This is a genomic window from Blautia sp. TM10-2, from assembly GCF_003480845.1.
Taxonomy (GTDB): domain Bacteria; phylum Bacillota; class Clostridia; order Lachnospirales; family Lachnospiraceae; genus Fusicatenibacter; species Fusicatenibacter saccharivorans.
In genome coordinates this window covers 174127-195825 of sequence record NZ_QUJZ01000006.1, presented here as the reverse complement: position 1 = coordinate 195825, position 21699 = coordinate 174127, and the positions used below count along the sequence as shown (strand labels likewise).

At 49.8% G+C, this 21699-nt stretch carries 17 protein-coding genes and 1 tRNA gene; 7 read left to right on the top strand and 11 right to left on the bottom strand.

The genetic code is table 11. The features are described 5' to 3' along the window. The first annotated feature begins 12 nt into the window (after positions 1-12). The 4 genes from DXD92_RS08015 (at position 13) to DXD92_RS08000 (ending at position 5140) form a co-directional block, all read left to right on the top strand. Positions 13-2388, top strand: a complete 2376-nt coding sequence (locus DXD92_RS08015; RefSeq protein WP_055220632.1) for an endonuclease MutS2 — start codon at positions 13-15, stop codon at positions 2386-2388. Positions 2389-2462: 74 nt separating this feature from the next. Further along, the gene (locus tag DXD92_RS08010) at positions 2463-3167 is read left to right on the top strand and encodes a response regulator transcription factor (RefSeq protein WP_022461607.1); all 705 of its coding nucleotides are present in this window, start codon (positions 2463-2465) and stop codon (positions 3165-3167) included. Next, the gene (locus DXD92_RS08005) at positions 3167-4585 is read left to right on the top strand and encodes a sensor histidine kinase (RefSeq protein WP_022461606.1); all 1419 of its coding nucleotides are present in this window, start codon (positions 3167-3169) and stop codon (positions 4583-4585) included. The genes DXD92_RS08010 and DXD92_RS08005 overlap by 1 nt, the downstream gene beginning before the upstream one ends. A gap of 63 nt (positions 4586-4648) precedes the next feature. Next, positions 4649-5140 carry a CinA family protein gene (locus DXD92_RS08000; protein ID WP_022461605.1) on the top strand — a complete coding sequence of 164 codons (492 nt, stop codon included), beginning with the start codon at positions 4649-4651 and terminating at the stop codon, positions 5138-5140. Between the two features lie 42 nt (positions 5141-5182). Here the strand turns inward: DXD92_RS08000 and trmL are convergent, their stop codons facing one another. The 6 genes from trmL to DXD92_RS07975 form a co-directional block, all read right to left on the bottom strand. Further along, positions 5183-5683, bottom strand: a complete 501-nt coding sequence (gene trmL / locus DXD92_RS07995) for a tRNA (uridine(34)/cytosine(34)/5-carboxymethylaminomethyluridine(34)-2'-O)-methyltransferase TrmL (protein WP_117802093.1) — start codon at positions 5681-5683, stop codon at positions 5183-5185. Between the two features lie 32 nt (positions 5684-5715). Then, positions 5716-6696 (bottom strand): AIR synthase-related protein, encoded by a 981-nt coding sequence (locus tag DXD92_RS07990; protein WP_118666573.1) that lies wholly within the window; start codon positions 6694-6696, stop codon positions 5716-5718. Between the two features lie 135 nt (positions 6697-6831). Beyond that, the gene (locus DXD92_RS07985) at positions 6832-8385 is read right to left on the bottom strand and encodes a VanW family protein (RefSeq protein WP_118600860.1); all 1554 of its coding nucleotides are present in this window, start codon (positions 8383-8385) and stop codon (positions 6832-6834) included. A 55-nt stretch (positions 8386-8440) separates the two neighbouring features. After that, the gene (locus DXD92_RS18515; RefSeq protein WP_022462412.1) at positions 8441-8599 is read right to left on the bottom strand and encodes a hypothetical protein; all 159 of its coding nucleotides are present in this window, start codon (positions 8597-8599) and stop codon (positions 8441-8443) included. A 24-nt stretch (positions 8600-8623) separates the two neighbouring features. Then, complete coding sequence (locus DXD92_RS07980) at positions 8624-9361, bottom strand: 3'-5' exonuclease (protein WP_055220616.1); 738 nt, start codon at positions 9359-9361, stop codon at positions 8624-8626. Between the two features lie 41 nt (positions 9362-9402). Beyond that, complete coding sequence (locus tag DXD92_RS07975) at positions 9403-11154, bottom strand: B12-binding domain-containing radical SAM protein (protein WP_118640371.1); 1752 nt, start codon at positions 11152-11154, stop codon at positions 9403-9405. A gap of 180 nt (positions 11155-11334) precedes the next feature. Here DXD92_RS07975 and DXD92_RS07970 point away from each other — a divergent pair. Beyond that, positions 11335-11407: transfer RNA gene (locus tag DXD92_RS07970), tRNA-Phe, on the top strand. A gap of 170 nt (positions 11408-11577) precedes the next feature. Here the strand turns inward: DXD92_RS07970 and DXD92_RS07965 are convergent. Both DXD92_RS07965 and DXD92_RS07960 read right to left on the bottom strand, forming a co-directional pair. Next, on the bottom strand, positions 11578-12198 hold the full coding sequence (locus DXD92_RS07965; RefSeq protein ID WP_022462409.1) for a sugar O-acetyltransferase: 621 nt from the start codon (positions 12196-12198) through the stop codon (positions 11578-11580). Further along, positions 12195-12542 carry an MATE family efflux transporter gene (locus DXD92_RS07960; protein ID WP_022462408.1) on the bottom strand — a complete coding sequence of 116 codons (348 nt, stop codon included), beginning with the start codon at positions 12540-12542 and terminating at the stop codon, positions 12195-12197. The genes DXD92_RS07965 and DXD92_RS07960 overlap by 4 nt, the downstream gene beginning before the upstream one ends. Positions 12543-12672: 130 nt before the next feature. Between DXD92_RS07960 and DXD92_RS07955 the strand changes: the two genes are divergently transcribed. Continuing rightward, the gene (locus DXD92_RS07955; protein WP_022462407.1) at positions 12673-13581 is read left to right on the top strand and encodes an AraC family transcriptional regulator; all 909 of its coding nucleotides are present in this window, start codon (positions 12673-12675) and stop codon (positions 13579-13581) included. 151 nt (positions 13582-13732) lie between these two features. Then, positions 13733-15685, top strand: a complete 1953-nt coding sequence (locus DXD92_RS07950; protein ID WP_118640370.1) for a glycoside hydrolase family 31 protein — start codon at positions 13733-13735, stop codon at positions 15683-15685. A gap of 143 nt (positions 15686-15828) precedes the next feature. Here the strand turns inward: DXD92_RS07950 and DXD92_RS07945 are convergent, their stop codons facing one another. From DXD92_RS07945 to DXD92_RS07935, 3 genes are all read right to left on the bottom strand, one after another. After that, a complete protein-coding gene (locus DXD92_RS07945; RefSeq protein ID WP_118640369.1) occupies positions 15829-17583 on the bottom strand; it encodes a sensor histidine kinase in 1755 nt (584 codons plus the stop codon). Between the two features lie 232 nt (positions 17584-17815). Beyond that, entirely contained in the window at positions 17816-19861 is a 2046-nt protein-coding gene (locus DXD92_RS07940) for a glycoside hydrolase family 31 protein (protein ID WP_118640368.1), read from the bottom strand. Positions 19862-19988: 127 nt separating this feature from the next. Then, entirely contained in the window at positions 19989-21659 is a 1671-nt protein-coding gene (locus DXD92_RS07935) for an extracellular solute-binding protein (RefSeq protein ID WP_158581773.1), read from the bottom strand. Positions 21660-21699 lie beyond the last annotated feature (40 nt).

Genomic DNA, 21699 nt, shown 5'->3' with positions numbered 1-21699 from the left:
AAGGTAAGTATTATGAATCAGAAAGCATTAAAAACGCTCGAATACGACAAAATTATCGAACAACTGGCTTCGTATGCCAGTTCTCCGCTGGGCCGGAAGAAATGTCTGGAGCTCGTTCCTTCTTCTTCCCTCTCCCAGATTACGCGGATGCAGCACGAGACACACGACGCGCTCACCCGGCTCTTTAAAAAAGGCCACATTTCCTTTGGTGATGCCAAAGATATCCGCGGCGCATTAAAGCGTCTCGAAATCGGCAGCTCCATGAACATCACGGAGCTTCTGCAGACCGCCGCACTTCTGGAAAACACGGCACGCGTCAAAGCGTACGGCCGCCGCGAAAATGCGGACCAGACGCCGGACAGCCTCGAAGATCTCTTCGAAACACTGGAGCCTCTGACGCTGCTTTCCACGGAAATCCGCCGCTGTATTCTCTCCGAGGATGAAATCAGCGATGATGCAAGCCCGAATCTACGCCGCATCCGTCGTTCCATCAAATCGTGTGAGGAAAAAATCCACAGCCAGTTAATCTCGCTCGTCAACGGTTCCTACCGCACGTATCTGCAGGATGCCGTCATCACGATGCGCGACGGCCGCTACTGTATCCCGATCAAATCCGAGTACAAAGGCCAGGTTCCTGGCATGGTACATGACCAGTCCTCGACCGGTTCCACCTTCTTTGTCGAGCCGATGGCCGTTGTCAAACTGAACAACGATATCCGTGAGCTGGAAATTGAAGAAGCAAAAGAAATCGAGGTCATCCTCTCTACGTTGAGTGCCCAGGCAGACCTGCACCGCGATGAGATCCGTTACGACCTCGAAAACATGGTAGAGCTTGACTTCATCTTCGCGCGCGCCGCTCTTGCAATGGAGCAGAACGCCAATGAGCCGATCTTCAACACCGAAGGTAAAATCCACCTGCGCAAGGCACGCCACCCGCTGATCAATGCGAAAAAAGTCGTTCCGATTGATCTGTCGCTCGGCGAAGATTTCGACCTTCTGATCGTCACAGGACCGAATACCGGCGGTAAAACGGTTTCCTTAAAGACGGTCGGACTCTTAACACTGATGGGCCAGTCCGGACTTCACATTCCGGCACTCGACCGCTCCTCCCTTTCCGTTTTCGACGAGGTTTACGCCGATATCGGTGATGAGCAGAGCATCGAGCAGTCGTTGAGTACCTTCTCCTCCCACATGACGAATGTGGTTTCCTTCCTCGACAAGGCAGACCGCAATTCCCTCGTCCTGTTCGATGAGCTCGGCGCCGGTACCGACCCGACAGAGGGCGCGGCGCTTGCCATCGCGATCCTCTCTACGCTCCACGAGCGCGGCATCCGCACCATGGCAACGACACACTACAGTGAACTGAAAATCTATGCCTTATCCACACCGGGCGTGGAGAATGCCTGCTGTGAATTCGATGTCGAGACTTTAAGCCCGACATACCGTCTGCTCGTCGGCGTTCCTGGAAAGAGTAATGCGTTTGCGATTTCCAGCAAACTCGGCCTGCCGGACTACATCATCAACAAGGCAAAAGACGAAATCAGCGAGCAGGATGAATCGTTTGAGGACGTTCTGACCACTCTCGAGCAGAACCGGATCACGCTGGAACGCGAAAAAGAAGAGCTTGCCCGCACCCGCGCGGAAGTCGAATCCCTGAAGCAGAGCCTTGCCAAGAATCAGGAACAGATCGACGCAAGAAAAGAAAAGATGATCTCCAATGCAACCGAGGAGGCACAGAGAATTCTCCGCGAGGCGAAGGAATACGCCGACCAGACGATGCGCGATTTCCAGAAATTTGGAAAAGAGAATGTTTCCGTCCGCGAAATGGAGCAGAAACGTACCGCTCTGCGTGAAAAAATGAACAAGCTCGATAAGAAAAAGGCGAAGGAAGTGCCGAAGCGCACCGGAAATCTCCGCCCGCAGGATCTTCATCTCGGCGATGCCGTCAAAGTCTTAAGCATGAATCTCAAAGGTACTGTCAGCACCCGCCCGGATTCAAAGGGAAATCTCTTCGTCCAGATGGGTATCATGCGGACCAAAGTGCATATCTCCGACCTTGTGCTGATCGACGAGGCTGTCATCACCGGCCCGTCCATCTCCCGCACAAGCAGCGGAAAATCGAAGCTTTCCAAGGCTGCCACGATTTCTACCGAGATCAATCTGCTCGGAAAAACGGTGGATGAAGCGGTTGCCGAACTCGACAAATATCTCGATGACGCTTATCTCTCCCATCTGCCGAGTGTCCGCGTTGTCCACGGAAAAGGAACGGGCGCACTGCGGAAAGGCATTCACAATTATCTGCGCCGCCAGAAACACGTAGCGGACTTCCATTTAGCGGAATTCGGCGAGGGCGATGCCGGCGTTACGATTGTTACGTTTAAGAAATAAAAACTCAGGAAAATATGGGACGGAACGCATACTGTATGCGGTTCCGTCCTGTCCCCAGTGAAGGAGAATCTTTTATGGCTTCCAAACAGAAAATTCTGATTGTCGATGACGATAACAATATCGCAGAACTGATTTCTCTCTATCTGACCAAGGAATGCTATGACACAAAAATTGTAAACGATGGAGAAGAGGCTGTCCGGGAGTTTCACTCCTTCCAGCCGAACCTGATTCTGCTCGACCTGATGCTGCCCGGCATGGACGGCTACCAGGTCTGCCGCGAAATCCGGCACGATTCCGATGTTCCGATCATCATGCTCTCGGCAAAGGGCGAGGTGTTCGACAAAGTCCTCGGCCTGGAACTCGGCGCGGATGACTACATCATCAAACCATTTGATTCCAAGGAGCTCGTTGCCCGTGTGAAAGCAGTGCTGCGGAGATTTCAGCCATCACGCACGATCCCGGTGTCCGCGACCGCAGGAAAATGTGTCGAGTACCCGGATCTTATCATCAACCAGACGAACTATTCCGTCATTTACCAGGGCCGCACCGTCGATATGCCGCCGAAGGAACTGGAGCTTCTCTACTTCCTTGCTTCCTCACCAAACCAGGTCTTTACGCGGGAACAGCTCCTCGACCATATCTGGGGCTATGAGTACATCGGCGATACCCGCACGGTAGACGTTCATATCAAACGTCTCCGCGAAAAAATCAAGGACCATGCCTCCTGGGCCATCACGACGGTCTGGGGCATCGGTTACAAGTTTGAGGTTAAAAAATAATGCGACGCACGCTTTACCGGAAATTAATTCTCATTTATGTCATTCTCGCCATTGCCGGCTTTACGCTGATCTCAACGGTCGGCTCCCGCATGGTGGAGGACAGTCTGGTCTCCAGCGCGAGCACCAGTCTGTACCGGGAGGCCACGCAGATCGCTTCCAAACAGGGCGACCTTTATTACCACAGTGAGCGTTCCCTGACGGATCTTTACAATTCGCTCAGTGCACTGGCTTCCTATCACAATTCCCAGATCTGGCTCATCAGCGCAGACGGGGAAATTCTGCTGAACACGGCAGCTGCACTCGATGAGGAAAACCCGGAGATCATCGACGGTTTTGATCCAGTTGCGCTCGGCAGCGAGTATTACAGCACGGGAACGTTTTTCGGCTATTTCGAAGACAAGATGCTGAGCGTCATGGTTCCCGTCACCTCCGATTTCCGGATCAATGGCTATGTCGCCATCCACCTTCCGCTGCAGGACGTCTATCAGCAGAGGGAAAGTCTGCTGGCACGGATTGATTTTCTGTTCCTGCTCGTGTTCGGACTCTCGTTTGTGATTCTGATCTTTTTCTCCCTCGTCGTGTACCGGCCGCTGAAAAAGATCATCAACGGTGCAAAGGAGTATGCCTCCGGCAACCTGACCCACAAAATTGATGTTAAATCTCACGATGAGATGGGGTATCTCGCTTCCACGCTGAACTACATGTCCGGCGAGCTGAACAAGACCGGCGAATACCAGCGGAAATTTGTGGCGAACGTCTCTCACGACTTCCGCTCACCGCTGACCTCGATCAAAGGCTACGTGGAGGCAATCCTAGACGGAACGATTCCGCCGGAAATGCAGGAAAAATATCTGAAAATCGTTCTGTTTGAGACAGAACGGCTGCACAAGCTGACGCAGAGCCTGCTGACGCTGAACGACATCGACGATAAAGGGAATATGCTTGATCTGACCTCGTTTGACATCAACGCCGTCATCAAGGATACCGCCGCTTCGTTTGAGGGAACCTGCACAAAAAAGCGGATTTCCATTTCACTGATCCTCGCATCGCGCACCTTATACGTCTGCGCCGATATGGGAAAAATCCAGCAGGTGCTGTACAATCTCATTGATAATGCAATCAAATTCAGCAACAACGATTCCACCATCACAGTTGAGACAACGGAGAAGCACGGTAAAGTCTTCGTCTCCGTCAAGGACACCGGCTGCGGCATTCCAAAGGCAAGCATCACGAAAATCTGGGAGCGCTTCTACAAGCTCGACGCCTCCCGCGGCAAGGACCGCAAAGGAACGGGACTTGGGCTTTCGATCGTCAAAGAGATCATCACTGCGCATAACCAGAATATCAATGTCATCAGTACAGAGGGCGTTGGTACCGAATTTATCTTTACACTCGCCAAAGGCGAAGCACCAAAATAAGCCCCTCCGCCGAGGGGCTTTTTTGCCAGACATATCAAACTAACTCTGGAGGTAATTTTCACTATGAACCCAAACACCATTGATTCCATCATCAAACAGCTCATTGCATCCCACACCACCATTTCCACCATGGAAAGCTGCACTTCCGGTCTGATCGCCTCCCTGATCACCGACACCGAAGGCGCCTCCGCCATTTTCCCCGGCGGCTACGTCACGTATCTGAACGAAACCAAAGTCCTCGTCGGCGTCGACCCTTCCGTCATCGAAATCCACGGCGTCTACTCCCCCGAATGCGCCGAAGCCATGGCCCGCACAGTACAAGAAAACCTGCACACCGCCATCGCCATCGGAATCACCGGCACAACCGGAAATCTCGACCCCAACAACGCTGACAGCGTACAGGGCGTCGTCTACTTCTGTATTTTATACAAAGCCCAAGCCCACACCTTCACCTTCCAGACCAACGTCTCCGGCATGACCCGCCACGAAATCAAACAGCTTTACGCAGAGCAGGTCTTTGCCGAATTGGAAATGATCTTAACTTCTTCCTTATAAAAAGAATGCAGCTCCGTCTACGATCACCAGAGTCCCGTCCGTCTACCTCCACTCATGCGTCCGCAAATGCCCCGCGAGCTGCATATGGTCAAAGCTATTCTGCCGCAGTGCCTCGTACAGTACGATCGCCACGGAATTTGAAAGGTTCAGCGACCGAATATCATTAATCATCGGAATCCGCACCGCCGTCTCCTGATTATCGTACAGAATATCCTCCGGAATCCCCGCGCTTTCCTTTCCGAACATGATAAAGCAGTCCTCTTCATACTGCACATCCACATACGTCTGCGGCCCCTTCGTCGTCGCATAGTAAATCTTCGCCCCCGGATTTTTCTCCAGAAAATCCTCGTAACTCTCATACACTGTCACATCCAGCTTCGGCCAGTAATCCAGCCCCGCGCGCCTGACCGCCTTGTCCGAAATATCAAACCCCAGCGGCTTAATCAGATGCAGCCTCGTCCCCGTCGCCACACACGTCCGTCCGATATTACCTGTATTTGCTGGAATCTCCGGCTCATGAAGAACAATATTCAAATGTGCCATTTTACCAATCACTCCTGTCGTATATTTAAGCCTTATCTGCCAACCCGGTACATCTCATCCATCTGCGGCTTATCCAGATACCGGACCTCTTCCCCGTTCCGGAGAATCCTCTCCTTCCCGGATGTCGTCCGCCCAATCACCGCCGATGGAATCCCTTCGAGTGCCATTTTCTGCACCAGCCCCTCGCCGTCCGCCGCCGCAATCAGCAGCGCCCCCGTCGAAAGCATCTGATACGGATTCACCCCGAAAAATTCACAGATCTCCACCGTCTCCTGCTGGATCGGAATCCTCTTCAGCGCCACATCAAGCCCGATACCCGCGCCGTCCGCCATCTCCCAGAGCGCCCCGAAAATCCCGCCCTCCGAGAGATCCTGCATCGCAGCCGCACCGTGCTCGATCGCAATCTCCGCCTCACGGCAGACAGAGTAATCCTCCGAAAAATCCGCCGCCCCATGGATAAATCCCGGAGAAAATCTCGTCAGAAGCTCATCCCTTCTTGTCTTTGCCAGATAAGACACCGCGCCAAGCGCAATCCCCTTCGTCACGACAAGATCCAAATCCGCTGTCACACACGACGGATCAAACAGCCCCGCACGCGTTGTCCCGCCTGCCGCCGTCACGGTAAGCACCGGATACAAAACCCCGTCCGTCACCTCCGTATGCCCGCCGATCACCGCAGTTCCATACCGCACACACGCACCGTCAACCGCCCGCATCAGCTCCTTTAAATCCTTTTCTTCCATCGCCTCCGGCAGCATCAGCGACACCAGCACTCCTTTTGCCGATGCCCCCGCCGCGGCCACACTGTTGCACACCCGGCAGACCGCGAGCACCGCGTCCTCCGGATCCTTCACCAGCACCGGCGCACACGAAAACACCTGCGTCTCCTTTTCTCCTGCAAATGCCGATACCCCACGTCCAACCGCCGGCCCTGCTGCGTCCTCTCTTTTCTGCCCCAGCATCTTAAACACCGAGCGCACCAGCACGCTCTGCTGTAATTTACCCTTTCGCATCCCTTGTCCTCCTCGAACTTCCTGTTTCAAACGAAAAAGCAGACGGAATCCGTACTCCTTTTCCCTCTGCTTTCCCATTTTTCACGGAAAATGTTACAGTTCACTGGTTCCCAGCGAACTGTAACCAGAAAACGCCTAGTCCTCATCGTCCTCCGTTTTCTCTGTATTGCTGCTGTCGTCCGTCTTTTCCGTACCATCCGAATCCGAATCATCGCTGCTGTCTTCCTTCTTCTCCGAAGAACTCGATGACGAACTGCTCTGGCTGTATTTCGCTGCAACTTCCTTTGCTTTTGCAAGATCATTTGCCGCAATCGCCGCCTGCATTTCCGCACGCGCCGCTGCATTGTCCGTCTTTGTTCCCACGGTATAGACATCCGATGTCATGCGGTAAGTGCTGGAATTCACCTGCTCCTTCGTCTCATTTCCATTGTCATTCACAATCTTCCACAGCCGCGCCGTCGAACCCTGATAGCCGTACGATGTCTGTTCAATTGTTCCAAACGATGCATTCGCATCTTCCGTCAGGCTCGGCGTCGGATCCTCCGTGTTTGTCGTCTCACTCTCATAGCGGACCGTGCGGTTCGGATCTCTCGTCTCATGGCCGTAGATGGCAAAATGCAGGGTGCTTCCGTCCGCGCTCGCCTCAATATAAATCGGCGCATCCGTATTGTTGATGAATTTCAGGTCTTTCAATCCCTCTGCAATCGCCGCATCCATCGACGGATCCACATAGTGGACAATCATGGAATGGCTGTACCGCTCCGTCACCTCAAGCTCTGCTTTTAAGACAGCAACATAGAGCGTTGTGGAAACCTGGCAGATACCGCCGCCGTACGAATCGACGACCTTGCCCATCTCATACGATGCTGCCAGTGCATAACCATTTTCCGCATCAAACGGCACAACGACCGCCTCTACGGAAAATTCCTCGCCCGGCTGTACCAGCGTTCCGTTAATCTTCTCTGCGCCGACTGCGACATTCTGTTTTCTGCCGCTCGTACCGTTGCCATACTCCGTCGTACCCTCGCCGAGCAGATCTTTGACAAGTGCAAGCTGCTCCGGATTACCGCCTGCCGGTGTTTCTTCTGTTACCAGTTCTACGCCGCCGATGCCGCCCCGCCAGCTTGTCGTCAGGTAATTGACAACCTTCGCCATGGACTCATCCACGTTGACGCTGCATCCGGTCTGGCCCGGATTGACGATAAATTCGCCGTTTTCGCGGGTCAGCGTTGCATCTGTTGCCTCGCGGTTCAGCACAGCCGTGTTGTTTTCTACCGCCTGGCGCGCTGCCTCGCCATCGACTGTATATTTCAGGGAAAACGTCACCGTCTCTCCATTTTTGAGCCGGTTCTGTGTCAGGAACCGCTTCAGTACATTGCCTTCCTGCCCGATTGTGACGGCTTCTCTTGCCACCTCCGGGTTGGCACAGGAAAGTCCGAGATCCCCTGCTGTCACCTGTGCATTCTGCTCTCCGGCAGACAGGTTGATAACCGAGGGTTTTAACTGTTCAATTTTGTCGTTTACTGCCTGTGTGATCTGCTCTTCGGTCATACCGCCGACGGAAATGTCTTCTACATAGATTCCGTCCAGCGCTGTCCGGTCATCCGCTTTGACTGGTTCTGCCAGAAAGCAGAATGCGAATGCGATAAGCATCACCAGCAGGCCTCTCATTTTTCTGCTGTTTTTCATACTGTGCCTCTTCTTGATCCGTTTCCCATTTCACTCTGTCTTTTACAGAATCTCTTTACACCAGCCATAAAAGTGCTGGAAGAACCATACCAAGCACCATAACCACTGCAAGAATCAATGCCAGTATCTTTGCTGCATTTCTCTTCTTTGCCAGCGGATCTTTCTTCTTTTTCTGTGCCTCTGTCGGGGCTTTTCGATTGACTTTATTACTCATCGTTCCATCCTTTCTTTTTCTCTTCTATTTTTTCTCAGTTCTCTGTCGTTTTTCCATTCTTCCATGTGCCAGAATAATCTGATCGATCATGCGGGATGCACGGCTTTTTGTGAGTGCTCCCCACTCCGGTTCGAGATCCAGCTCATGGTACCGGATCAGATCCGCCAGATATTTTTTCTGTGCCTCCGTCGCCGGAACCTCACGTTTCATTTTGGCCTTCAGAGGCGCTGCGGCAAACCATTCCGGGTGATCTTCCGAAAATCCTTCTTCCAGTTTTCGGAACAGTGCCAGCGTTTCCAGCACATCGTCCATCGCACGGTGTGCGTGTTCCCGCGGGATCTGATAGTAGCCGCAGAGTGCTTCAAGGCTTCTGCTCTCCAGATCCGGGAGGGCTTTCCGTGCAATTTTCAACGTATCCCACGCTTCTTTTTCAAAGTCCAGACGGGCATTTATCGCTGCCTGCTTGATGAAGCTGTAATCGAACAGAATATTGTGCCCCAGAAGCGGCAGGCCGCCGCAGAAATCCAGAAAGCCGCGGACAGCAGTCTCCACATCGGGCGCATTCGCAATCATCTCATCCCGGATTCCGGTGAGTTCCGTGATCCGCTCCGGCACTTTTCTGCCCGGATTGACGAAAGTCTCATACGATGCCGTGACCTCTCCGCCCTGCACTTTTACTGCACCGATCTCCAGAATCTGGTCTTCCTTTACAGAAAGACCCGTTGTCTCAAGATCGAGCACTACAAAATCTTGTATTTTCATCTTTTATTACCTTTTCTAGTATCTCATGTTCTTTTGAAATGTCAAGCGTAAAAAAGCTCACTACAGTCGATCATCTCCGCATTTCCCGTCAGCGGATCGCGCTTCTGATAATCAAACAGGAGTACCATACGCGCCTTTTCCCCGTTTCCGAGCACATCGTAATCAAAAACTTCCACATGCGTCATGCGCTGCAGCTGCTTCCAATCGTATGTCGTATACGATGGCAGAAGCGTTCTCGTTTCGGCTTCCTTCTGGTAAAAATCACGCGATTCGTTTTTCCATTCCGACGGATCCTTTGCAAAATGCGGCCGCGTCTTCATATTTTCCCGCGCATACAGATCGAGTACCATCATCTGGCGGAAGAATGCTTCGTCCTGCTGTTTTTCGTCCCGTAAAAACTCGAGCAGAATTTCATACCGCTGGATCCGGTTATGCGCCGCCTCACTGTAGCCCTTTGCCCGGTAGAAATCACCGAGTTCCTGGAAGAAGTCGAACGGGTTCTCATACAACCGCTCGATCATCGGCAGCGTGTGGACAAACTGACCGCTGTTGTAATAGACTTCTACCATCTCTTCCACGTCTTTCAGTTTCAGCACATCATCATACGGCAGCCATTTTGTATAAAGCACCTCATACGGCTCCCGTTCCTGATAATGGCAGTCATATTCTTTCGTATGCTCATACATAAAGGAGCCTCGAAGCACTTTTAAAAATCCGAGCTGCAGCTGCTGCGGCCGGAGCGCATAGACATCCGCAAAAGAACGGCGGAAACTTGCATAGTCCTCGTAGGGAAGTCCCGCAATCAGGTCCAGATGCTGGTGGATGTTTCTTCCTTTCGCAATCCGATTGACAATCTCTGTCACTTTTCCAAAATCCATCTTCCGGTGAATTGCTTCGATCGTCTGCGGATTCGTAGACTGCACGCCGATCTCGAGCTGTACGAGTCCCGGCCGCAGCGTATTCAAAAGTTCCAGCTCTTCTTCCGTAATCAGATCGGCAGCAATTTCAAAATGGAAATTTGTCACACCATTATCATGTTCTGCGATGAATTTCCAGATCGCCATTGCGTGATCTTTTTTGCAGTTGAAGGTACGATCTACAAATTTAACCTGCGGTACCTTCTGCTCCAAAAAGAAGGCAAGCTCCTTTTTTACGAGATCGAGATTTCGGAACCGGAGCCTTTTATCAATGGAAGAAAGGCAGTAGCTGCACGAGAACGGACAGCCACGGCTCGACTCATAATAAATGATGCGGTTCTCAAATTTTTTCAGGTTTGCATAGGGAAAATCCACCTCGGACAGATCCATAACCGGACGCCACGGGTTGCTTTTGACTGCACCGTCTGCATCACGGTATGTAATGCCATGGATCTCCTCCAGCGTTTTCCCCTCCATCCCATTCCCCTGGTTCTGATAATAAACTGCTATTTCCCGGAAAGTCACTTCTCCCTCGCCTTTCATAATTCCGGCAAGGAACGGATACTGTTCCAGCATCTCCTCTGCATGGTACGAAACCTCCGGCCCGCCAAGCCAGATCTTTGTTTTCGGACTGATTTTATGATATTCTGTAATCAGATCCTCTACGATTGATATATTCCAGATGTAGCAGGAAACGCAGACAACGTCTGCACGCGCCAGAAACAGGCTTCGCAGCATGGAATCCTTTGACTGATTGATCGTAAATTCGCGGATCTCCGGGAACACGCCGGCTTTCTCCGCGCTCGCCTGCAGTGTATAAACTGCGAGATTGGAATGAATATATTTTGCGTTGACCGCAGTCAGAATAATTTTCATAATCTTTCTAATACTTCTCCTTGGTTCCTCTTTGCATATCTTTTATACTACCACATTCTCGAACGAAAATACACCGCCATTCCTCCAAAAGCACAATTTTTTCGAGATTTTCGATAAAACAGTTGCAATTTTCGCGAATCCATGTTATATTAACAAAGGTTTCCAACAGGAAATCAAAATGCCCAGATAGCTCAGTTGGTAGAGCAGAGGACTGAAAATCCTCGTGTCGCTGGTTCGATTCCGGCTCTGGGCATTTTTTGCTGCACAAAAGCAGGATTCACATTTTTTTGCCACAGCAAAATCCGGCAGAATCTCCTGTCTCCCTATCGCAAAAAAACTCTGCACCGCATCCCCGGAAATTCCCGGATGGATACGGTACAGAGTTTTTTTCATCGCACAACTGCCCAAGAAAGCTTTTCGTTTTTACAGATTTTTGATGACCTCCCATGCTTCATCATCAAATTTTCTATCTCTGAAATAATACTGTTTATCTTCTTCGGTAATCTTCCGAATGACTTTACACGGATTTCCTGCTGCAATCGACCAGTCCGGAATGTCCTTTGTTACAACACTTCCGCCGCCGATAACAACGTTATCTCCGATATGTACGCCTGGTAAAATAACGGTATTTCCGCCAATCCAGACATTATCTCCGATGGTAACTTCAATGCCGTATTCATACGCACTGTTTCTTGCCGCCGGATGCACCGGATGACCTGCAGTATAGATGGCAACGTTCGGCGCCATCTGGCAGTTGTCTCCGATTTTTACCTTTGCCACATCGAGAATGGTGCAGTTATAATTTGCAAAGAAATTTTTTCCGACCTCAATATGAAAGCCATAGTCACAGTAAAATGGCGGATTGACAAATGCACCCTCGGATTTTCCAAACAGTTCTTTTACAATGGCTGCGATTCCGTCAAAATCCGAACGGTCGATGGTGTTCAGTTTCTGCGTCAGTCTTCTCGCATTCATCTGCTGCTCCATCACCTCTGCATCGGAAATGTACGGTAACTGTCTGTCTCTTCTCTCTACGTTTTTCATTGTTCTGTATCCTCCCTGGTAATATTATTCACCCACTGATATTTTTTATAGTGTCTGTAAACGGCAGGAAGCTTAATCATTTCATCCAGATTCAGCAGGAAATAAACGACCATGACCGTTGTTCCGATCGTAATCGCCGCATAAAAGAGATTCAGGACAAAAGAAATCTGTGTGGCAAGCGAAACTGCGGACAGGGAATTCTGGTCCAGCGTACCGACCATTAACGCATCGGACGCACTTACCAGTGCATTCATCAGATTCTGTACAACCATCGGGATCAGCAGTGCAAGAAGTTTCCGGTAGAATTCTGGATCTTTTTTCTTGATTTCCCTCTGATTTTTCATTTCTTTTTCCTTTTTTCTGTTTTATTCCATACACGTATATGTTATAATCATATTATCTTAGGTTTTGCGTTTTTTCTACGACAATATTCCTTATTTTTTATAATAATTGTACTTTTTCACGGAGGTTTTTATGATAAATGACCCAATTACAAAAGTCATGCAGGACGCATCCGAGATCGTCCGCTACGATGAAGTCGGCATTCCGCTTTATATCCGGGAAGGACTGCTTTCTTCCTATCCAGATCACCGGGCGCTCTGCCACTGGCATGAGGATATCGAATGGGTACAGATCCGCTCCGGTCAGATGAACTACTATATCAATGGAAAAAGAGTCCTTTTAAACGCCGGGGAGGCGATTATCGTCAATTCCCGCCAGATGCACTACGGATATTCCGAAAACGGCCAGGAATGTGACTTTATCTGTATCCTGTGCCATCCGAAAATCCTCACCGCGAACAGCGTTCTGTACCAGTCTTATATTACGCCGGTTCTTTCGAATCCGGCTCTGGAATATCTTCATCTGAAGCCGGAAAATCCGGAAGATACTGAAGCGCTGCAGACCCTCCCGGAAATTCTCCGGCTGAAGAAGGAACAGCCAACCGCCTACGAAATCGAGGCTGCTGCTCTGCTTTCCCTTTTGTGGTGCCGTCTTTTGCGCACGCATCCGATGATGCCGGACGGCAACACCGCCGTCTCACAGGATCCAGATCTTCTGATCCAGCGCGATATGGTTTCCTATATTTACAGCCACTACAGTGAATCCATCAATCTGGAAGAGATCGCCGCCGCCGGAAAAGTCTGCCGCAATAAATGCTGTCAGATTTTCCGCCGCTATCTTTGCCAGAGCCCAATTGATTTTCTGAATCATTACCGTCTGGAAGTAAGCTGTCATCTGCTAAACACAACCAAAATGTCCATCGCGGAAATCTGTACCGCATGCGGTTTCAATCATCAGAGTTATTATTCCAAAATTTTTCTGCGTACTTACCATTGTACGCCGAGAGATTTCCGGAAACGCGCAGAAGGCCTGCCAACATAACCTGATTTTTTTCTGTACACGTTTTTTTGTTAAAAAAAGGAAGAATTTTGCTAGACATTTTTCCGATCCCTGTTATAATAAAATTACAAAGGTGTTGCGCTAAACCTAACCAAAACACTATATTTTCCATTTATTTTACAAGGAGGATGACATGGTAAAAAAATTTGTCTACGGAACCCCATTTGAAACCGAAGCTGTCGTAAAAGAGATCCCCTCTTCCGAAGGAAACCCGGATTACGGTACCTTCTCCACCGAGAACGGCTTCTCCTTCACTACAAAGCTTGCTGACGAGGACATGGTATTCGGACTTGGCGAAGCCAACCGCGGCATCAACAAACGCGGTTTTCTTTACATCAGTGACTGCGCTGATGATCCAAACCACGTAGAGAGCAAAACCTCTCTGTATGCAGCACACAACTTCATCATCATCTCCGGCAAGACACACGTAGGATTCTTCTTCGATTATCCGGGCACCCTGCGTTTCGATATCGGCTACACAACTTCCGATACAATGACTGTTTCCTGCGAAAACGCAGATCTCTACGTTTACATGATCACCGGTGATTCCGATCTTGATATCGTAAAACAGTTCCGCGGCATCATCGGACGCAGCTACATTGCTCCGAAGTTTGCTTTCGGTTACGGTCAGAGCCGCTGGGGCTACAAAACAGAGGATGATTTCCGCACGGTAGTGAAAAAATACCGCGAAAACCATGTACCGCTCGATATGGTTTACATGGATATCGACTACATGCAGGATTACAAGGACTTCACCGTAAATGAAGAACGTTTCCCGGATTTCGAGGGCTTTGTACAGGATATGAAAAAAGAAAAGATCCATCTCGTTCCGATCATCGATGCCGGTGTGAAAGTCGAAGAGGGTTATGACATTTACGAAGAGGGCTGTGAAAAAGGCTACTTCTGCCGCCGCGAGGATGGCTCCTACTTCGAAGCTACTGTATGGCCGGGCTGGACTCATTTCCCGGATGTCTTAAATGCAGATGCCAGAAAATGGTTTGGCGACAAATACGATGTTCTCGTTTCCAAGGGAATCGATGCCTTCTGGAATGACATGAACGAGCCATCCATCTTCTATTCCCAGGAAGGCCTTGCTGATTTCAAGGAGACTGCAAAGAAATATGTGGAAGGTGATCCGGAGGTTCCGCACTACATGGTAGGCGGAAAGCTTCAGGCACTGGCAAACAACCATGAGGACTATAAACGCTTCTATCACAACGTAAACGGCGAACAGGTCCGCCATGACAAGGTACACAATCTGTTTGGCTACAACATGACACGTTCTGCCGGTGAAGCTTTTGAACGAATTTCCCCGGATAAGCGAATCCTGATGTTCTCCCGTTCTTCCTACATCGGCATGCACCGTTACGGTGGAATCTGGACCGGAGACAACTGCTCGTGGTGGTCACACATCCTGCTGAATCTGAAGATGATGCCGTCCCTCAACATGTGCGGTTTCCTCTATACCGGAGCCGACCTCGGCGGATTCGGTGCAAATACCACAAGAGACCTGCTGCTTCGCTGGCTGGCACTTGGTGTTTTCACTCCTCTGATGAGAAACCATGCTGCACTCGGAACACGTGAGCAGGAACCTTACCAGTTTGAGCATATCGAAGACTTCCGCAACGTCATCGGAGTCCGCTACCGCCTCGTTCCGTATCTGTACAGCGAGTACATGAAGGCTGCTTTAAACGATGATATGTACTTCAAACCGCTTGCCTTCGTTTATCCGGACGACAAGCTGGCAAGAAATACAGAAGATCAGTTGATGATCGGTAATGAGATCATGATTGCACCGGTTTACACTCAGAATGCCATCGGCCGTTATGTATATCTGCCGGAAGAAATGATGTTTGTAAAATTCCTCGGCAATGGAAACATGTTCCAGGAGGTTCTTCCGAAAGGTATCCACTACGTAGAAGTTGCCCTGAATGAGGTTCCTCTCTTCATCCGCAAAGGCTGCGCAATCCCGGTTGCCGATTTTGCAGAATCCGTACCGGATATCAAAGAGGAAAGCATCCGCATGGTCGGATACGAAGGCGCTTCCTATGAGCGTTATACCGATGACGGAGTTTCCCGTATCTGATACAGAAAACAGTTTTTGAATCATCTCCCCCTTTGCAGGAGCTTCCCGGAGCCATCAGGTTCCGGAAGCTCTTGCAGTTTTTTCACGCAAAAAGGCGGGAACCCTCTATGTTTCTCCGGGTTCCCGCCTTTTTTCTTTTCGCTTTATTCTGTTTTCGGCAGCCGCACCTCTACGACGGCTCCGTAATTTTCATCCATATTGGAGCACGTAATGCTCGCCCGTTCGCCGTACATCAGCGCCAGGCGGCGTTTTATATTGGAGATGCCGACATGGTGACGACCGTGGTAGATGATAGGCGTGTCGTTTTCGATTGCATCCAGTGCCTCTTTCGAAAATCCGTTTCCGGTGTCGGAAATACAGATGTAGAGGTACTCACCGTCCTCGTACGTTTCATTTGTCAGATACAGGGAAATCTCGCTCTTCCGGTCCAGGGATACACCGTGTACTACGGAGTTTTCCACCAGTGTCTGTAGCAGAAGAGACGGAACCTTCCATTCTCCGATATCACCATCCGTCGTTGCTTCAAAGGAAAAGGCTTCTTCTCCGTACCGCAGCTTCTGGATGCGGATATATGCCTCAATGTGTTCCAGCTCTTCCTCCACATCGCGCTGCTTCTTGGAATCCTGGAAAATGTAGCGCATATAGTCGGACAGCACCGTTGTGATCTCAACGATCTCGCCTTCGTTATTCTTATCCGCAATGCCATGGATCAGGCTCAGGCAGTTCAGAAAGAAGTGTGGCTTTATCTGTTCCTGCGTGTATTCCAGCTCGGCTTTCTGTTCGGCAAGCTCTTTTTCGTAGATTGCAATTTTCAATCCCTGTATTTTCCGCAGCAGTTCCTTGAATTTGCCGCTCACAGACTCCAGCTCTAACAGATTGTTGCTTCCATCGTCATTCAGACTCTGCTCTTTTTCCAGATCCTCCAGTTTTTGTCCGAATTTTTCCAGCGGTACCAGAATCCGGTGGTAATATGCTGTAATTTCCAATGCGCAGACAATCAGAAGAACCGCGATCAGGACGACAAATGCAATCTGCATAATCAATACATTCTCAAGAATACCTCCTCCCGGCAGAACCATAAGATTGATTTTTCCGACCGTGCCAAGCTGGTAGGAATAGACCGTCGCATTTTTCTCCTTCTTCTTTCTCGCTTTGGAAAAATCGATAATCTCATTCTTATATTTTTCCGATGTGTCTGCCTGCGTCATCACGCATCCTCTGGCATCTACCATAAACGGAATGACATCATACTCCTCTGTTTTGGCGCGGATGGTCCGGAAAATCAGATTCAGATTGATGACACAGCCGATGACTTTCTTGTTTTTCGCGTACCAGCCGACAATATAGTCGTCATCGCCAAATGTAATCACGGTCCATTGTGTGCTGATCGAATCCCTGGATGTCATAATCTGCAGATATGACATCAGCATCTGATTCAGTGTTGTCATTCCCTTACTCTCGGTAAACATAGTTCCGCTGTCCGTAATCAGAACATTGGCTTTCTGACCGTAGACAAAGAAGGTCTGTACCTCATGATAACGGATTTTCAGTACACGGTTTCGCTCTCGCAGCGTCTGCTCCATTTCATAATACTGAGCATCTGTCGATGTTATCTGATCCGGGATTTCTTTGATATTGCTGTCAGAATCCAGCAGATAGATCAGTTCACTGTTGATCTGCGACATATCACGGTTGATCTGATCAACATAGAGCTTTGCCGTATCGGCAATGTATTTATCTGCCAGCTTGCGGTTTTCCCAAATGCCCCAGAGCAGGCAGACAACAAGCCCCATCAAAACCAGAAAAACCGGAGTTCCAAGCCGCAGTGACGTATCTTTCATACTGCGTATTCGAACGCTATGCAGCATCCTTCGTTTTCCTTTCTGCCAGAGATTCATAAGCACATCCACCCCTCTTTTTTTCTACAGAGCAACTGCCGGACGCCGCACCTTACCGCGCAGCTCCGGCAGTCATTTTACACTCACGGAATATATTTGCAGCTATGTTCTTTGTAACACAACCCATTATATCACATTTTTTCGCTTTGTCCATGCAGAGTCCGTGTTTCACATGGTGAAAACAGGATTCTTTGTTACCGTTTGCCGGGTACCGGTGAGCGGTAACATTCTCTTATTCAGAAAAAATGTTCAGCAGATGTTCTGTATCTGCTCCTTCCCTTACGAATACCGGAATGATATCCATCGGTGCAGCAACCGTTACGTTCTGTCCTCCCTCATACTTTTCTCCGGTCCATGCGTTAAACCATGCCGTTCCATCCGGGAGATAAACCTCGCGCTCCGTTACGTGATCCTCCATCACAGGTGCAACATAAAGATCCGGTCCGAACAGATAGGCATCCTCCACATTCCAGCTTTCCTGATCTGTCGGGAAATCATAGAAAACAGGCCGCATCATCGGAGTTCCGTCCTCATGTGCTTTCTTCATCTGTGTCCGGATATAATCTCTCAGGCGCTCACGCAGGAAAATGTATTTCTTTGAAATTTCATATGCCTTATCGCCAAAGCTCCAGATCTCATTATCGCTGCCGGATCCGATCTGCTCTGCACCGTAGCCCTCCTGTGGGTTGCGGTTTCCGTGCAGACGCATGACAGGGCAGAAGCATCCGTACTCAAACCAGCGGATGTACAGACGATGGAAATCCGGGTCATCGGTTCTTGCGCCGTGGAAGCCGCCGATATCAGTGGTCCACCACGGAATACCGGCAACCGCCATGTTAAGACCTGCCTGTACCTGGCGCCGGAAGCACTCAAAGGTACTTACAATATCGCCTGACCATACGAGTGCACCATATTTCGCGCTGCCTGCCCAGGCAGAACGGATCAGGCTGATCGGCATGGTATCGCCTTCTGCCGTCATGCCGTCATAGAACGCTTTCAGATAATATTTCGGATAAATATTTCCGACCTCCTGTACGCTTCCGAGCTGATAACGGTAGTTCTTGAAATCATAAACGCTGTATTCCGGCTCTGCCACATCCAGCCAGAAGAGCTTGGCACCCTGATCATAATAATTTTTCTTGATCTTCTCCCAGACATATGTTCTTGCATCCGGGTTAGTCGCATCGAAGAAAACTTCATTTCCGCCGCAGAGCATCGTCAGCGGTACACCGTGCTCCGTGCGAACCAGATAGCCCTTCTCCTTCATCTCCTCGAAGTTTTCGGAATAAATGTCGACGGTCGGCCATACCGACACAACAACCTGAATTCCCATCTCCTTTAATTCGCGGCACATGCCCGGCACATCCGGCCAGTATTTCGGATCAAATTTGAACTCGCCCTGCTTCGTCCAGTGGAAGAAATCGACGACAATCACATCAAGCGGTACGCCAAGCTCTTTGTATTTTCTTGCGACAGACAAGAGCTGCTCCTGGTTCCAGTAGCGGAGCTTACACTGCCAGAAGCCCATGCCATATTCCGGCATCATCGGCGGTTTTCCGGTCAGCGTCATATAATTCTCCTCGATCTCGGCAGGCGTATCACCTGCAATCACAAGATAATCGATCTCTTTCCCGGATTCCGTTACCCATTCCGTTCCATTATTCGCAAACATCACCTGTCCGACGCCCGGATTGTTCCATAAGAAGCCGTAGCCGATACTGGAAAGATAGAACGGAACACTGACCTGTGAGTTTCTCTGTGCCAGCTCCAGCATACAGCCCTTCAGATCCAGCTCATGCTGCTGATACTGTCCCATTCCGAAGATTTTCTCGCCTTTTCTTGCCACAAAACGCGCCACAATACGGAAATTATCCCCGATGCCGTTGCTGTACTCGCGTCCCATGATGTTGAGCGGCATGCTTTCCTCATCGCGCAGACGGCGGAAATGCTCCTTTAACAGAACTCTTCCATCCTCATGATAGAACGTAATGACGCTGCCGGAATCGATCACTGCATGAAGCTTTCCATTTGTGATTTTTCCGTAGGAAGTATCCGTTCCCTCATACATATTGGCAAAGGCTCCGCCTTTTGCTGATGGATCCTCAAAGATTTCAACCTCTCCCGCATGCGCGTCCTTTGCTTCCAGCGCCCAGTCACGGCCGGTAAAGCTTCGATTTTTTGTCGCACGCACACGCAGTGCATCTTTCCCCCACGCTTCGATGCAGACGGTCTCGCCGTCGTAAGAATAAATTAACTTCCCCTCTTTTTCCAAAAACATGTAAAAATCCTCCTTTTGTCAAAAACGGCAGGTCATTTCTGGCCTGCCGTTTCTCCTGCTGTTTTGCACCTCAGACATTGACCCGCCGGATCAACACCTGCTTCTTACAGGTAATATTTTTTTCTGTTTATTTTGCCAGATTTTCTTTGTATGCATTGTAAGCATCTGTCTGAATCTGGAGGAACTCGTCAATGCCCATAGCTTTCAGCTGATCGATGTAGGAATCCCACTCATCATCGATGCCGCCGTCTACTACCCAGTGCGCATACTGTGCTTCTACATATTTATAGATATCGGTTCCGATTGCCGTGATTCTGGAAAGGTCTTCGTCGGTATACTGAACCATCGGGAATCCGCAGTTTTTCTCAGTATCAACATATTTCTCGTTGATTGCATCGTCTGCCAGTTTGATACCATCACCCTGATCTTCCGGAAGAGAAACTTTGTCATAGAAATCCTCGTTCATGTATTTTGGTCCGAAGTCACGTAAGGAGTTGGACCATGCGGAAGTATCCAGAGAAGATCCATCGCTTGGCACATCTACATTGTAGGTTCCGTCGCCATTGTCTGTGATCTGGCTTCCGATCGTACCATAGAAGGTCTGTAACGATGCAAGATCGGTATAAAATTCATCTGCCCATTTCAGCAGGGTGTCAGGATCTTTACAGTCTTTGGAGATCATGAGCTCACGGTCGGAGATATCAAGGTAATTGGTTGCTGCTTCTACGTAGTGGTTTCCATCGTAGCCTTCTACTGCCTCAAGGGTCTTAAACTGATCTACGTTCGGGCCAACCTGAGCATCTGCAGTCCATCCAAAGATAAGACCTACCTGAGAACCGCCATCTGCCTGCTGTTTTGCTGTCTGCATAGAGCCGTCCTGTGTGAAGTACTCAGGGTCAACAACGCCCTCTTCCCATAACTGACGCATCCATTTTACTGCTTCTTTGTAATTTTCTTCCATCGGCATGAAGACCGGTTTTCCTTCGCCATTCAGTCCCATGTAGTTTCCGTCACGGCTTACCATTGTTCCGAACGGGGAAAGGATGTGGCGCAGATCACCGCTTAACAGTCCGCTGCTTGCCGCATTTGTGATACCGATCTCGTTGGTCGGATCGCCATCGCCGTCAGCATCTTCTGTCGCAAATTTAACAAGAACCTCTTCCAGTTCTTTATAGGTCTTCGGTGTTTCCAGTCCTAAGTTATCCAGCCATTCCTGGTTGATGCACATAACATCGCCGCAAACCTTCGGACGAAGCGGAAGCTTCTTCGGTAAGCTGTAGATTCTTCCGTCACGGCTGGTGCAGACTGCTTTCAGTTCCGGATCAGCCTCAAAGGCTGCTTTCAGGTTTGGCATATCTTTTTCGATCAGATCTGTCAGATCCAGGAATGCCGATTTGTTCTGTGCCATATCTGCCTGTGTTAAGCAGATGGAGCCAAGAAATGCATCCGGGAGGTCTCCGGAAGCCAGCAGCAGAGATTTCTGCTCGGACCAGTCACTGTTGTAATAAACCTGCCAGTCGATGTTGATATTCATCTTGTCCTCGATTTCTTTCATGACGCCTTCATGCAGGAAATCGGTCGGCCAGGTATCGGTCCATCTTACCGTTGCAATCTTATAGGTTGGGCGGTCACTGGTATCTGTCGTGTCACTGGCAGAAGATTCTGTCTTGGCAGAGCTTGTTGCAGTGCTTCCACTCGTACTTTCCGTTCCTCCATTGCTTCCACATCCTGCAAGCAGTCCAGCTGCCATTGCGGCCGAAAGAGCAACGCTCCAGGCCATTTTTGTTTTCTTTCGCATCATCATCTCTCCTTTATGATTTTTATTTGCAATACTTCTC